Genomic DNA, 15,184 nt, shown 5'->3' on the forward strand with positions numbered 1-15,184 from the left:
GAGCCATTGAGCGTGATCCTAAAGACCGCCTCATTGCTGCCTTGGATCTGCGCTTCATATACTGTGATGCCATTGAGGTTAGACACTTCAACCATCACTAAATTCTGGCCGCCAGATTGCAAACCGGCTACTGGCGTCACTAAGTCGGTCAATTGATAGCTAACAATGCCATCCGCCCCATCCACAACGTCAAAATTACCACTCAGCGTCGTACTGCCTGAGCCATCCGAGCCCATACCCGACAAATCATCTTCATCAACGGTTTGTTGGCTACCCGTGCGAATACCTTGAATGCTCGGCTTGTCATCATAGATGGTCACTGGCAAGGCAATGCTTGAACTATCACCATCGAAGTCGGTCGCCACCACGCTAAACTTCATCAATAACTCATCGGCACTGGCCGCATGGTCAATCGGTCCTTCGAGGGTAAAGCTGTAGCTGCCGTTGGCATTGAGCACTAAGGTAAATACCGCCGCGCCACTGCTCGTGGTCGCTTGATAAGTGTACGCGCCATTGGATAATGTTGGCGTGCCTAGGCTCACCGATTCCCCTTGCGAGGTTAAGCCCGCAATCGGGTTAGTCGAGGTATCCAACTGATAACTCACCACTCGGTCCGCCCCTTCAATGGTGGTGAAGGTGCCGCTGGCCGTCAGTGGCTCTTTGCTGCTGTCAGAGCCGGTGACCAGATCGTCTTCATGAATATCGAGTGGAACCGAATCAACAATCACAGGTTTATCATCGACGATGTTGATCGGTAAAAGTGCAACCTGAGAAGTATCACCATCATAATCAGTGGCAAAAATAGGTAACTCAAGCAATAGCTCATCGCTATCGACTGGATGATCGATTACCCCTTGCAAAGTAAACTGATAATTGCCATCAGGGTTCAGTATCAATTCAAAAATTGGAGTCCCATTCGCCGAAGCTTGATAAGTGTATACACCATTAATAATGCTTGGATCCGCAAACTCGACGGCAACACCTTGCGAGGTTAAACCAGACAATGGATTTACACTTAAGTCGACTTGGTAAGTTTCGACAACATCAGAGCCTAATTGAGTATCAAACAGCCCGGAGATCGTAACGTTAAGTGACCCACTGGAATCAGAACCAACATTGGCTAAATTATCTTCAAAAACCGACCCTATTGGCTCGTCAACCATGACTGGATTATCACCATCACCAATAACTACTGACACTGAAATTGGTGACTGGATGGGGTTTCCTCCAGAATCTACACCTGTCATTTCAAACTGAATGGAAATTTGGTCATTAGCGAACGAGACTACCCCACCACCGACTTCAGGAGTGTGGTCTATTGGCAATGTGATGGTTGTAATGACCTCTAAATTGACATCTTTACCGACCGATGTAGCGATCATATTAATAGTGAGCACTTCATTACCATTCTGCTCACCGATAATGCTATTTGTTGTTGCATCATAACGGAAATCAACAGGTCGACCTGAAGAGGTAATGTCTGCGGCTAATTCGCTGAGAAGAGCATTCAGTGAAAGTGGTGTAGGAACAAAAGACGCGCTATCCAATGGCAGATCTCCAGCGGCAATAAGTACGCTTGAAGTTACTGACTGTGGATAAGAACCTTGAGAGAGTGAGCCTTCAACCAAAGCTTCTGAAAGTAAATTACCACCAGCACTGAAACGCAATTGACCCAGTTCGTCATCGGTAGATTGTTCTTCAACAGTAGAGCCTTGAGTTTCAAAAAATGTACGCGCCAAGACTTCCGTAAAATTGTAATCAATACTAATAAAGCCAGCATTCGCCGAGCCCTGACCACCAGCACCAGCAGCCGTTGCTTCTAAGATTTGGGTTGGATCTTGCCCGTCTAAAATAGCTTGCTGAATCGCGGCAATATTGTCAGCATCAAAGTTAGTATTTTCAATTAATGAAAGATCAGCATTGATCGCACCTTCAATCGGAAATGAAGTTAATGCAGATGAAGGGTCAGCGCCTTGCGGTGGTTCTCCAAGACAGGCGACACAGTTTTGATCGATCACTTTAAGTTCGCCGAAAACCATAACAGCCACGGAGGAGTGGTTAATCGTAATTAAAATTTCGCCTTTGTTTAAATAATCTCCGTCATTTAACAGACGAGCATTACCTTTACTATCGACAGCGATAACCTCACCAACAACTTCCGTCACCGACACAGGTTGATTAATCACTTGAAAATCCATAAAAACCCCCAGATACATCTCATCAAGCATGCGCAAACTGCACAATAAACCATCAATTGTTACTTTTATTTTAGTTGTTCTTCGTGTTTTAGGCTTAATTTGTCTCTAGAACTTTTGTAGTAAAAAATAACGATAGCCATCACAAACACAACGCAAAATACCTCAATTAGCAACATGTCGCCATAGCGGTATAGAGTATAGTATACGTCCGTAATACAGCGTTAGTTAAGGCTGGTAAGTGATTGTGCTTATTTTGGAGTACATAAATGCATGATCTTCCCACCAGATTTCTTAAAAATAAGACAAAGTAATAGGTTACGTTGATAGATTAATTACTTATAGTGCACAACAGAACAATCATCCGTTAATTGGCGAAATTTTATGAGTACTGTCTTTGTGTCTAGTTATGACAGTCCAATGAATTGCATTCGAGCTATCAAAGCAAAACTTTCTGCGCGCATAAACACCTTTATCCCGATCTTGTTGATTTTTTTGTTGGTGTTTATTTTTGCTGTTATTCAAAACTTCTACGACACAAACCATCAAGCGGCATATTTTGGAGAGCAAGCTATACAGCGGCTCGAAAATTATATCAATCAGACATCGAGTGAACTGAATCAGCTCGGAACTTCAGTTTCACCCCATTGCCATCGAGAAGACGTACTCGCCTTACGAAGTTATACGTTTCGTTCAAAATTGATAAAAGAAGTGGGCATGTACAGTGCACAAGGCACTATTTTTTGTACAAGCCAAGAAGGGCCTTCAACCATACATTTCTATAAAAACATTACAGACAGGCTCAAAGAGTCACCGAGTAATACTACGATTTCTTTGGCTCAGTCGCGTAATAAAGAGCTCACTTTTTTCGTTTATGCCTCTCAACCAGATATGAGCGGTATCAATGCGCTAATGCCTCCCGAACAGTTTATGGACTTAGTGGCCCCCGATTTGGCAGCGCAGCATTACGGCTATCAAGTTGAAGTGTTAAGCCAAAGTATACATAGCGAGCAAGGTTCGATGAATTCGGCTCTACGCATTTTCCTGTTTCAATCAGAATACTATCCTCTTTCCATTCAAATTCATCTTAACACTGGTTCATACTTATACCATTTCACCCAGCGTTTATGGCTTGTTTTACTCGTCTCGAGTGTGCTCTCTTTACTTTATCTTGGTTGGTACAATTATTACCTCAGTAGAAATACCTTGGCAGTCTCTCTGAAAGAGGCTATATCCAACCATCAATTAGAGCTGTACCTGCAACCTATCGTAGATATATCTGAAAATAAAATTGTTGGCTGCGAGGCTTTAATGCGTTGGAATGAACCTTCACAAGGCTATATTTCACCAACCATTTTTATTCCTTTAGCTGAGCGTATCGGGGTCATCCATCAAATTACCTACCGTGTACTAGACTTGGTCACTGAGTTTGTTGAACAGCACTCAAGCTATCTTCATGCACAATATATTAGTATCAATATCAGTCGACTATTGATAGTGGATATAGACTTCATTGAACACATGGTTGGATACGCAGAGAAACACGCAAATATTGTTCCTCAACTTTTGCTTGAGATAACAGAAGATAATAATTTCAGCGCAGAAGAATTAGAACAAGCGATCGATAATTTGGCCCTATTAAAACAACTTGGTTTTAAAATCGCTGTTGATGACTTTGGTACTGGTTATTCTGGCTTAAACTTTATCCATCAACATGCTTTCGACACCATCAAAATTGATCAAGTTTTTATTAAAAGCCTGCACCAGAATTCAGCGATTACTCCCGTACTGGTGTCGATGATTAAGCTAGCAAAACATCTCAATATGCGCCTTATCGCAGAGGGCGTCGAAAATCAAAAGCAAGCGCTCGCACTCGAACAACTCGGTGTCCGTTATATCCAAGGCTTTCACTACTCAGAGCCTATTCCTGCGCAGTCCTTTGCCAAATTTCAACTTGCCCCTGCGATGATCCATGGCTAGGCCTTGCAAACACAGACATCAATAAAAAAAGAGCCAGTTTTCATGCTGGCTCTTCCATTTAGATATTTCTCTTTTTAGCAATAGAGACTAGCCGCCACTCTATGGCACACCATGACCTTTTGAGGCTACCCAGACTCGATACCATTGCTCACGAGTTAATTCAAACTCCAGTGCTGCAATCGCCGCTTGTACGCGTTCTATTTTGCCTGAACCGATAATTGGTAACGGCTTTGAAGGTAAACGACGCACCCAAGCAAAAATCACTTGGTCGATACTTTGAGCGCCAATTTCTAGTCGAATCGCTTCTAATTCTTCGCGTACACGTTTTGCTTGTTCAGTATCACCACTGAATATGCTACCACCGCCAAGACATGACCACGCCATTGGTCGAGTGCGGTTCATTTGCAGTTGATCCAAAGTGCCATCATGCGCCACTTCAAAATTCAATGGGTTAATTTCCACTTGGTTGGTCACCAGTGGTTTACCTAGGCGAGACTGAAGCAATTCAAACTGGCGAGGACTAAAGTTTGAGACACCAAAGTGTTTCACTTTACCCACTTTGTGCAGTTCAGAAAATGCTTCGGCGACTTCATCAGCCTCCATCAAAACATCAGGACGATGAATCAGTAGCACGTCAATTTCACTGACACCTAAACGCTCAAGCGAGTTATTCACTGACTGATAGATATGCGCAGAGCTAGTATCGTAATGATTGATCTTACGTTGTGGAGTTCTGTCTCCACATAAGTTGATGTCACACTTGGTGACGATCTGCATCTGTTCACGCAATGAAGGCTCAAGAGCCAAGGCTTCACCAAACAATGTTTCACATTGGTAGCTACCATAAATATCCGCGTGGTCAACGGTGGTAATCCCTAGCTCTAAATGCTGTTTTAAGAACGTCAAACGCTGCTGTGGCGTCATGCCCCATTCACCTAAACGCCAATACCCTTGAACGAGCTCGGAAAAATCTGGCCCTTGAGGCGCAATTGTTACTTTAGCAACCATTGGTTGTCTCCTTTTCTCTCAACTGACATCATCCTAAGCTTGTTTGTTGTATGGCTCAACGGATAGACTACAGAAGTTCGAACTGGAGTACGAAGTTGTGAGTTTTTCTACACGTTTACAAGAATTAATTGGCGAAGAAAGCATCAGTGGCTTTGCTCGCCGCGTTGAATTATCAGAAGGGTTAATTCGAAAATACCTTAAAGGCAGTGAACCAAGCTTATCCAAAGCGAATCAAATTGCGATGCGAGCCAACTGCTCACTTGAATGGCTCGCCACTGGCTGCGGGTATTTATATCGTCAAGCTGAAGTCGTAGATATGGACGCCTTTATCCTAGCGTATCAAACCATTACAGGACATCAATTAAGCCAAGAAGAGCAAGAAAGACAGCGTAAAATCATCTCGGGTTATCAATATTTACGTAGCCACAAAAAGGCAGATGGCTTTTTAGATCACGCCGCTATGGTGACATTTTTAAACCGCCAGCCTAAAGAGTTGACTCCGAATGAGTAAAAACAAGGCTGATGGCTTGCCCATCTGTCACCAATTGTGCAATGTTGTTTCCCTTCTGCCACTGCTGCTGTTGAGGAAAAATCGTCGGCGTTTGATTCAAAAATAAAACTAACGCTTTATCAACCTCTGGCACTGAATGTTTTGTTAACTGTTCTTGCACTGAAAAATATTGATCACCGATCATAACTTGCGTCAGTTGAAAACCATCGCGTCTTAAGTTCAGTTGTAAATCACTGTAGGCCATACGGCTAAAATCAATATGCATCCGCACCGAGCTAACTTCGCTGTTAGTGATCTCAAGCTCTGCCCACGCGGAAGTTTTGTAGTACTCAACTACATCACTGCAATAAATTGGCGCTCTATGCTCATCACCACATTCAACCATATCATTGCGCTGAGTCAGCTCTGACTGGGTCAATGGATGTGTATTTTGCTCAACAAAGGGGAGGATAAAATCAGGTACATTAGCCGATACCCAACATGACCAGATCACGCACAGCAGCACGATAACGCGCATGTAAACTCTCCTTATCTTATTGATAGTCATCAGTTTCACTTGAGTTTAAAGCAAAAGCAACAACCGAACGTCTACGCCCCCAATCAGTGAATTGTGATCGATAGCAAACTCTTGGGGCTTAGGCTGAAGAATGATGTCATCGCCATATCCAGGCTTTATCCTCAAGGTCGAGTAACCTCGCCCTACAGCGATTCAAAAAATAAAAACAACTGAACATCAACGAGTACAAGACCAAGGATAGAGCATGAAACTCACCACTTTAGCCCTAGCGTTATGCGCAGCTGCGCCTGCCGTTTTTGCCTCACCCAATCTGACCATATCTACCACCACCAACAGCCGTGATTTTCCACTCGACGCCCAACAGCCATTAGTTATTCCACTGACCAAAGACAGTTACACACTCAAAATAACCGGCCTTGAGGGTAATTGCGTTGCGCCGAATGATCAAAAGATCAAATTCAATACTCCCGTTGCCTTAAATTGTGGCTCCCCCACTGAATTACCGCTAAAAATTCGCTTCACGGGGGATTACGCCTTTAACTACGACCAAGCACAACATACGCTGACTTTTGTTCGCCAAGCGAAAAAATCGACCAAAAAAGAGTTTAAAAGACCCATTCCGGCGGTAACTTGCGAGCAATACCAAGGTGGTGAAGTCACGCTAGAACTCGGAAAAACCTTCGCCGATGGTACTGAATTAAAAGAGAGCTTCACTAACCAAAAAGTTGTGGTTAAAGATGGCAAGGTGACACTTTTACCTTCACAAAACAGTGGTGGCTTGGTGCTACTAGAGCCAATCAATCGCTCTGATGAAGCGCAGCCGTTCACCTATCGCAACGCAAATATTTATTTCGTTATGGTAGATAGGTTCAACAATGCCGATACCAGCAACGACAATAGTTATGGGCGAAAAAAAGACGGTAACGATGAAGTAGGAACCTTTCACGGTGGCGATTTAAAAGGTGTCATTGAAAAACTCGACTACATAAAAAGCTTAGGAACCGATGCCATTTGGCTTTCGCCTATCGTCGAGCAAGTACACGGTTTTGTCGGTGGGGGCGATAGTGGCTCCTTTCCATTTTATGCCTACCACGGTTACTGGACTCGTGATTTCACCAAAATTGATCAGAACTTCGGCCAAGATGAAGATCTAAAAACACTCGTCACCGAAGCACATAAACGCGGCATAAAAATCTTAATCGATGCCGTCATCAACCATTCTGGTTACGCTACACTCGCCGACCTGCAATTCGATAGCATTGATGTCGTTAATAGCCAAGATTTACCAAAAAAATGGGCAGATTGGGCACCTCAATCTGGTCAAAACTGGCACAGTTATAATCAGTCTATCGACTATCAAAGCCAAAACTGGTCACAATGGTGGGGAGCGGACTGGGTCCGTGCCGGCTTGCCTGGTTATTCAAAACCAGGCTCTAGTGATATTACTATGACGTTAGCTGGTTTACCTGATTTCAAAACCGAATCAACTACCGCAGTCACACCGCCCCAATGGTTGCTGCGTAACCCAGGAACGCGAGTTGTCGCACGCGATAACTACAGCGTGGCAGATTATTTAATTGAGTGGCAAACCGACTGGGTTAAGCGTTTTGGTATTGATGGCTACCGGGTGGATACGGTAAAGCACGTTGAAGGAGAGGTCTGGCAACGCTTAAAGAAAGAAGCATCGCGTAGCCTAGAGCAATGGCGAGAGGCTAATGGGAAATCAGGGCAACCTTTCTGGATGATGGGTGAAGTATGGGGGCATTCAGCCTACCGTAGCCCTTACTTTGACGATGGATTTGATGCACTGATCAACTTCGATATGCAGAAAAAGCTGGATAAAGGGGCTGCATGCTTTAGTCAAATGGAGATGGTATACCGCGACTACGCAAAAACACTGACTCTGCATCCGGACTTTAACCCCGTCAGTTACATGTCTTCCCATGATACTGAGCTGTTTTTTGGTCGCTTCAAATCATTTGAAATGCAACGTAATGCTGCTAACGCATTACTACTTTCACCCGGTGCAGTACAAATTTATTATGGTGATGAAGTCGCAAGACAAGTGGGCCCTTACGCTGATGACTTTCATCAAGGAACACGTTCCGACATGATGTGGCAGTTGGATACTCAGCGACAATCGTTGTTAAACCATTGGCAAACAGTGGGCCAATTCCGCCAAGCCCACCCTGCTATTGGTGCCGGTTTGCATAAAGAAATTAAACAACCAGGCGCCTACGTGTTTTCAAGAACGTTAAATAACGACAAAGTCGTTGTTGCTTTTGTTGGTCGATAATCACTCAGTTAAGGTAGCCTGGGCAAGCTTCAGGCTACCTCCATTCCCGCTCTTTGCCTAACTCACTAAATCAAAACCTCAACATCACCAACTTCAATAATTTCAATCAATTACTGACAGAATATTTATATTAGCCTCATCTAATCCCCTTGTTCAACCTACCCAACAAAACCATACTGGTCATACCATGAATGGTTAAATTTACCTTGAATTACAATTAGTTAGAAACTAACATTCGATCCTTTTGGCATTTAAATCACTATTTTCTTTGACATTTATATAACACAAATTTAACATCGAATTGTGCAATATAAATACAACGAAATAATTATAAAAAGGCCTTAGGAGGTCGAGAATGATCATCAAACCCCGCTCTCTACTCGCGCTGTCAATCTTGACGGCGTTTAATGTACATTCGGCTGGATTTCAAGTTGCGGAACACTCAGCATCTGGCCTTGGCAGAGCTTTTTCTGGTGAAGCCGCTGTCGCTGACAATGCATCTGTCATTGCGCGAAACCCTTCTGCTATGACCCTTTTTGATCGTGCGCAATTTTCAGGAGCAGTGACCCTTGTAGATCCAAACGTTGATGTCTGGGATACCACTAATGGTGAACAAGCCACTGACGTAGCACCGATGCAAGTTGTACCTGCGGCTTATTATCTCAGCCCGATCAACGATAAGTGGTCATGGGGAATTGGTATGTTTACAACGTATGGCGTCGCGACCGATTATCCAGATGATATTCAAGCTGGTGACTTAGCCGGGGATACCTCATTAGTGACAGTCAACTTGAACCCTGCGGTGGCATATCGCATTAACGATCAGTTTAGTATTGGGGCGGGGTTGAACTTGGTCTATGCACAAGCGGAACTGACTCGTCATAAAGGTGCATTGGCTCCATTTTTAGGTGGGAGCATTACAGACAAATTAATTTCGTTAGAAGGCGATACCTTTGGTTTTGGTTGGAATATCGGCGCGATGTATGAAATAAATCAAGACCATCGATTTGGTTTTGGTTATCGCTCAAAAGTTGATCTCGATTTCGACGATGGTGAATTTAAAAGTTACGACAGTGGAATAACCAGCAGCTCTATGGTCACTGGGCGTCTTGAAATCAGTTTACCTGCCATTTGGGAATTATCTGGTTTCCACCAAATCACCGAAGCCTTTGCATTACACTACAGCTACCAACGCACCGACTGGAGCACATTCTCCGAACTAAAAGCGACTTCTCCCGATTGCAACGACGGAGTAGTAAACCAATGTTTTTATAAACAAGAACACTATGAAGACAATGGACGTTGGTCAATCGGCGGTACTTATCAGTTCTCTACCAGTTTAATTGGTCGCGTTGGTTTTGCTTACGACGAGCAGGCAGGTAAAGCGACACTGAGTATTCCAGATAGTGACCGTAACTGGTACTCCCTCGGTCTAACCTATCTCTTTAATCCCGACCTTTCTCTTGATGCTGGCTTTGCCTACGTACAAAGTAAAGATGGCTCCTTTGAAGAAACTAATGCTCTGAGCGAAACCTTGAAGTTCAATTCGCAAGGTAACGCCTACATTAGTTCTGTCCAAATTAACTACACCTTCTAAGCGCGGAGCACATTATGAAACACGGAATCGCTTTATCTGTCCTTTGCAGCGCCCTGCTACTTGCTGGCTGTGGTGATGATTCATCGAGCACAACCCATGAAACCCAATACGAGTCATACATTCAAGACGCATTAGCGCGTGATACCAAAATAAAATTTACCTTACAGGGCTCAAACGCCAGCGTACCAGTGCCTTCCTTTGCGTTAATGAACGCCAGTGACGGTACGCTTGAAATCCCAACTGGTGGTAATGATGCCTTAACCAACCCTATCGCTGCGATGGGTACTATGGATGGATGGTCAACATCAATGCCACTGATTATGAATTTTGAGGGAACCGGTTTGACCGATGGTATTGTCACGTCTGGAGTCTATCTCATTGAGCTATCCGACAGCATGACTGGCTCTCCAACACCAAAAACCATTTTGACTAATGGAACTCATTTTACGGTCTATTCGAGCGCTCAAACAGATACGTTGAGCATTGTGATGAAGAGTGACTTAAACCCAAGCTCGGAATACATTCTCGCGATTACGGAAGCGGTCAGCGATGAAAATGGAGACCCAGTCGGTACCTCAAGCAGTTATGCAGCGCTGAAATCATCGAAAAAAATCTATACCGAAGGCAGCTTAGCAACGGTTCAAAAAGTCACACAAGGGGTTGAAGCCTTGTTCCAAGCTACCGGAGTCGACAGCACTAAAATTATCTATTCGACCTGGTTTACCACTCAATCAGTCGGGGACACCTTATTTGCGGTAAAAGGGGCAACAGCTTCTGCTTTACCTGCTGCAATAGCTAATCAGAACCTTGATATTGGGCAAGTATGGAAAGGCAGTGCCAACCCAAATAATATTGACCTGTCATCAGCTTATACTATGGTCATGAATAGCCCAAGCACCTACACCGATGCTTTGAACGCCGACACCAATTTCACCACTTATTTTGATTCTAGTGGCGTAATCAAAACACTACTAAATAGCAAATTCGGCGCGAGTGGAGTCTATGTTAGTAAAGGGACAGTACAGTTGCCTTATTATTTAGAAAAAGGGACTACCTGGAACAGTCAACCCTTTGAATCGGCAATGCCAAGCTTAGCTTTGATTTCACAAGCCCTGTCTGATGATACCGAAAAAACAACCATTGCCTCGCAATTAATTGCAGCTGGAATTGACACCAGTGTTTTAGCATCAAGCACAACAGAGCAATTGAAACTAGTAGGAATGGATCTTACTAAGTCTGATGGTTCGGCATTAGATCCAAATCGATACATCACGCGTTACAATCCAATACCGAAAATTAAGTCGTTAGAATCGGTTAATCTCCTGCTATTTACCCCATCAAATGCGGCAGCTGATTGGCCAGTGGTTATTTACCAACATGGCATTACGTCAGCCAAAGAAAATGCCTATTTCTTTGCGGCCAATTTAGCAGCCAATGGCATCGCTGTTCTTGCGATTGATTTGCCTTTGCACGGTTCACGCAGCCTAGACAGCACGCGCTCTGCCAATGCAGATGTCACCGCCTATCTCAACTTAAGTAACCTAGCCGTTGCGCGCGATAATGTTCGTCAAAGTGAACTCGACATTATGAGCCTGACTTTTGCGCTGAATTATTCGCGTGAAATTAAGGAATCATTAAAAAATAGCATGCTAGAAAGTACAGATGCCATAGCTAATCCACCACGTTTTCTTGGTCATTCTTTGGGTGGTGTTGTTGGTGTACCAGCAGTCGCTGCCGCTAATAGGACGCTTGATGGTGGTATGGCCGATGCCGTTTACGCGTATTCTTCATTGAGCACGGCCAATTCTGGTGGTCAAATCGCCAACTTATTGCTGGGCTCAGAGGCGTTTGGTCCGTTGATCAAGCACAACATTGCCAGCTCTGCGAGCCTTGATTACCGTAATTTTGCTGCACTTCAATGCGCCTCTCTTTCTGATGAACAGTGCTATAACTTGTTTGACTCACTCGCGACCGCCGACCAAAAAGTCACTGTCAATGCTGGTTTCAGTCAATTTGCCTACGCAGCACAAACGCTGTTAGATACTGTCGATCCATTCACTAACGCAAGTTTTATTAACTCGAGTTTGCCTACCTACGCTTTGCAAGTGAATGGTGATTCAACCGTTCCAAACATGGTCGCAAATGCACCGTTTGCAGGCAGTGAACCGCTGGCAACCAAGCTAGGTTTAACAACGATTAACAGTTCAAACTCTGGCAGCATCACGAATACAAAAGATTTCATCAACTTTTCATCGGTTGGGGTACATAGCACCTTTATTTTCCCGCAAGATACTGGAGGTTCAGATACCGCAATTCATACTGAGATGATAAGTGATATTGTGGACTTTATGGCTGACAATAGTTTAGCGGGCATTAGTAACACGGCTGTACTTGAGTAAACTGAAAATAGACCTTATGTAGGCTATACAAACTAAGCTCCCGCGAGGGAGCTTTTTCGTTTTCACTACACATCCATCTGAATCATCACTTAACTCCAAATATGACGATGTTCAATTAAGGTTCCAATGCGGTTTTAAAACGTTTGATAGCTATATTAGGCTTTTTAACCACTAAATATATAGCAATAGCCGCGAGGCAAAAACCAGCCACACCCAGCCAATCAAATGACTCTCCAAAAGCAAGCCACGCCTGAATGGCAGTTGTTGGCGGCACAAGATAAAAAACCGATGCCACGCTAGAAGCAGCACCGTGCTCAACCATATACAGCAATAATAAAATCGAGATACACGACAACACAACCACAAGCCAGGCAAGGGTCATGATGAAGGTTGAAGTCCATTGAACTTGCATAGTTTCAAAGCTCAATGCCCAAGGAAGAAACAGGAACAGAGCTGCCAAGTATTGCACCGTAGCACTGCCAACCATATCAATGCCCTGGCAAAACTTTTTCTGGTACAAAGTGCCAAGTGTAATACCCAACAATGACAACAAACATAAACTAATCGCGAACCATTTATAGTGTTCTGACTGCCATTCTATATTACCCATCAAGACTAAACTGATACCTGTAAAACCCAAAGCCAACCCTAGCCACTGAGCAATATTAAAACGCTCGGAGCTCATCACCACTAGTAATAAAGCAGTTAAAATTGGCTGTATTCCCACCAATAGCGAGCTTAAACCGGCAGGCATTCCCCAAAAAATAGCCTGATAAGTTCCACCGAGATAACAGCCATGAATCAACACGCCACTCACACACGAATGCCAGAAATGGCGACCTTGTGGAATACGACGCTTGAGCAGCACAACTAACCCCCAAAATAGCGCAACGTTTGCAACCATTCGCAGAGTAAGTAACGTGGCAGGCTCGGCATAAGCGAGACCAAATCGAGCCCCCACAAATCCAGATGCCCATAACACAACGAATAGAAACGGGATTAACCTTATTAACATGACAAATCTCCTAGCCATAAGCGACTCAATACTGCTACTTTATTTAGGTACAGGATGACAAGAAAGGCACAGACTTTGATGTTTTTATGGGTACAGAATGAAAGTTGAATACAAATACGATGGCGTAGAGCGATATCTCAGACAAGTCATTGAAGATGGGCTATTTCAAGCGCACGATAAATTACCGTCCATTCGGCAACTTTCGCAACAATTATCGGTCAGCAAAAATACGGTGATTCGAGCCTATCAAGCATTAGAGGCCATTGGTTTACTCTATTCACAGCCTCGTTCTGGATATCGTGTACAGCAAACTAGCACCACTGTTGAAAGCAATCTATCGCAACCTAATAGTGTGGATTTGTTATCCATGTCAAAGTCAATTTTGGTACAACCAACGGTTAAACATAGAATGCCCGCAGGGTCCGCGCACCCTAATACCCAAGGAACAGCAATTCGCAGTCTGTATGCAGAAATTGGTCGCCATAGTCGCATGCAAACTCATATTCCTAGCCATTACCAACTCCCACCAGGTAACAGTGAGCTAATAAAACAACTGCTAAAGATCTCGCAAGATTTAGGCATTAATGTCAAATCACAAGAAATTGCGGTTACTCATGGAGGACAGCAAGCGATCAGTCTTGCGTTTCGCGCTTTGACTCAATCTGGTGACATTGTCGCGGTAGAATCACCTTGCTACTTTGGCACCTTGCTATTACTCGAGTCTTTAGGATTAAAGGTGATTGAAATTCCGAGCCATAATGCACTAGGTATAGATATCGATGCCCTTGAGCTGGCTTTATCTCAATGGCCAATAAAAGCAATTCTAGTCACCCCGAATTTTAATAATCCAACGGGTTCTTTAATGCCTATCGAAGCTCGTAAACAGCTGCTAGCAGTGAGTGACGGCGTACCGATAATTGAAGATGATGTCTTTGGTAGCCTGTACTTTGGCGTCCCCCTGCCCAGCCTAAAAATGCTTGATGATCAAGATCGCGTTATTTATATCAACTCACTCTCAAAAACATTAGATTCTCGGCTAAGAATCGGTTGGATTATTGCGGGGAAATATCAGGTTCAAATAGAAAAATCACTGCTGAGCGAAAACATGGGCAGCTTGAACTTGATGCAATCGGCAGTTGCGGAGTTTCTGTCTAGTGGCAAATACCGTCAACACTTGAACAAAATGCGCAGAACTTATCAGCAAAACCAACAACGCTTTGCGAAATTACTGACAAACGAGTTAAATAAATATCCTTCTCTACAAGATCAGTTTCATTTAAGTCGCCCTGAAGGCTCATTTTTATGCTGGCTCACACTACCCCACTCTATCGACAGCTTTCAGCTTTATCAGCAGTGTATTAAACAAAAAATCAGCCTCCTGCCAGGCAATCTATTTGCAACACAGGGACAATATCAACACTGCGTACGCTTCAGTACCGCCAATTTTGAAGACACTGTAGAATGGCGGGAAAGTATAATAAAACTGGCTCAGCTCATCATAAAGTTACATTAGTTCAACGTTAAACCGAGGATGACTTTACTCACCAACTCCGCTTGATTACACGTTGCTGTTTTTCCCAAACAGGCTTTGAACGCCGATGGTGGTTTAAGTGATATTGGTGGCAGTGCCAGCATGACAATATCTGACACTGAACTTTCCTTCTCC

Annotated in this window: 11 protein-coding genes; 6 read left to right on the forward strand and 5 right to left on the reverse strand. The window is 43.8% G+C overall.

Translation table 11 applies throughout. The features are described from left to right. On the reverse strand, positions 1–2,198 hold a 2,198-nt coding region (locus tag HGG78_RS12235), incomplete at its 3' end, for a retention module-containing protein (protein WP_172533033.1). Between the two features lie 381 nt (positions 2,199–2,579). On the opposite strand from HGG78_RS12235, the gene HGG78_RS12240 reads away from it, so the two are divergent. Continuing rightward, complete coding sequence (locus HGG78_RS12240; RefSeq protein WP_254068210.1) at positions 2,580–4,175, forward strand: EAL domain-containing protein; 1,596 nt, start codon at positions 2,580–2,582, stop codon at positions 4,173–4,175. A 99-nt stretch (positions 4,176–4,274) separates the two neighbouring features. On the opposite strand, the gene HGG78_RS12245 is transcribed toward HGG78_RS12240, so the two are convergent. Beyond that, entirely contained in the window at positions 4,275–5,183 is a 909-nt protein-coding gene (locus HGG78_RS12245) for an aldo/keto reductase (RefSeq protein WP_172533034.1), read from the reverse strand. 97 nt (positions 5,184–5,280) lie between these two features. Between HGG78_RS12245 and HGG78_RS12250 the strand changes: the two genes are divergently transcribed. Beyond that, the gene (locus tag HGG78_RS12250; protein ID WP_172533035.1) at positions 5,281–5,694 is read left to right on the forward strand and encodes an XRE family transcriptional regulator; all 414 of its coding nucleotides are present in this window, start codon (positions 5,281–5,283) and stop codon (positions 5,692–5,694) included. Here HGG78_RS12250 and HGG78_RS12255 read toward each other — a convergent pair. Beyond that, positions 5,669–6,211, reverse strand: a complete 543-nt coding sequence (locus HGG78_RS12255; RefSeq protein ID WP_172533036.1) for a hypothetical protein — start codon at positions 6,209–6,211, stop codon at positions 5,669–5,671. The two genes, HGG78_RS12250 and HGG78_RS12255, sit on opposite strands and share 26 nt — an antisense overlap. A 244-nt stretch (positions 6,212–6,455) precedes the next feature. On the opposite strand from HGG78_RS12255, the gene HGG78_RS12260 reads away from it, so the two are divergent. The 3 genes from HGG78_RS12260 to HGG78_RS12270 all read left to right on the forward strand — a co-directional run bounded on the left by HGG78_RS12260 (position 6,456) and on the right by HGG78_RS12270 (position 12,503). Next, the gene (locus tag HGG78_RS12260; protein ID WP_172533037.1) at positions 6,456–8,507 is read left to right on the forward strand and encodes an alpha-amylase; all 2,052 of its coding nucleotides are present in this window, start codon (positions 6,456–6,458) and stop codon (positions 8,505–8,507) included. Positions 8,508–8,862: 355 nt separating this feature from the next. Further along, complete coding sequence (locus tag HGG78_RS12265; protein WP_053311723.1) at positions 8,863–10,104, forward strand: outer membrane protein transport protein; 1,242 nt, start codon at positions 8,863–8,865, stop codon at positions 10,102–10,104. A gap of 14 nt (positions 10,105–10,118) precedes the next feature. Further along, on the forward strand, positions 10,119–12,503 hold the full coding sequence (locus tag HGG78_RS12270) for a VolA/Pla-1 family phospholipase (RefSeq protein WP_172533038.1): 2,385 nt from the start codon (positions 10,119–10,121) through the stop codon (positions 12,501–12,503). A 115-nt stretch (positions 12,504–12,618) separates the two neighbouring features. Here the strand turns inward: HGG78_RS12270 and HGG78_RS12275 are convergent, their stop codons facing one another. After that, positions 12,619–13,518 (reverse strand): DMT family transporter, encoded by a 900-nt coding sequence (locus HGG78_RS12275; RefSeq protein WP_172533039.1) that lies wholly within the window; start codon positions 13,516–13,518, stop codon positions 12,619–12,621. Between the two features lie 97 nt (positions 13,519–13,615). Here HGG78_RS12275 and HGG78_RS12280 point away from each other — a divergent pair, with 97 nt between their 5' ends. Continuing rightward, a complete protein-coding gene (locus HGG78_RS12280) occupies positions 13,616–15,031 on the forward strand; it encodes an aminotransferase-like domain-containing protein (protein WP_172533040.1) in 1,416 nt (471 codons plus the stop codon). Here HGG78_RS12280 and HGG78_RS12285 read toward each other — a convergent pair. Further along, entirely contained in the window at positions 15,028–15,168 is a 141-nt protein-coding gene (locus HGG78_RS12285; protein ID WP_172533041.1) for a hypothetical protein, read from the reverse strand. The genes HGG78_RS12280 and HGG78_RS12285 overlap by 4 nt on opposite strands. Between the last annotated feature and the right edge of the window lie 16 nt (positions 15,169–15,184).

It is taken from the genome of Vibrio aestuarianus, assembly GCF_012395185.1.
In the GTDB taxonomy this organism is placed as follows: Bacteria; Pseudomonadota; Gammaproteobacteria; order Enterobacterales; family Vibrionaceae; genus Vibrio; species Vibrio aestuarianus.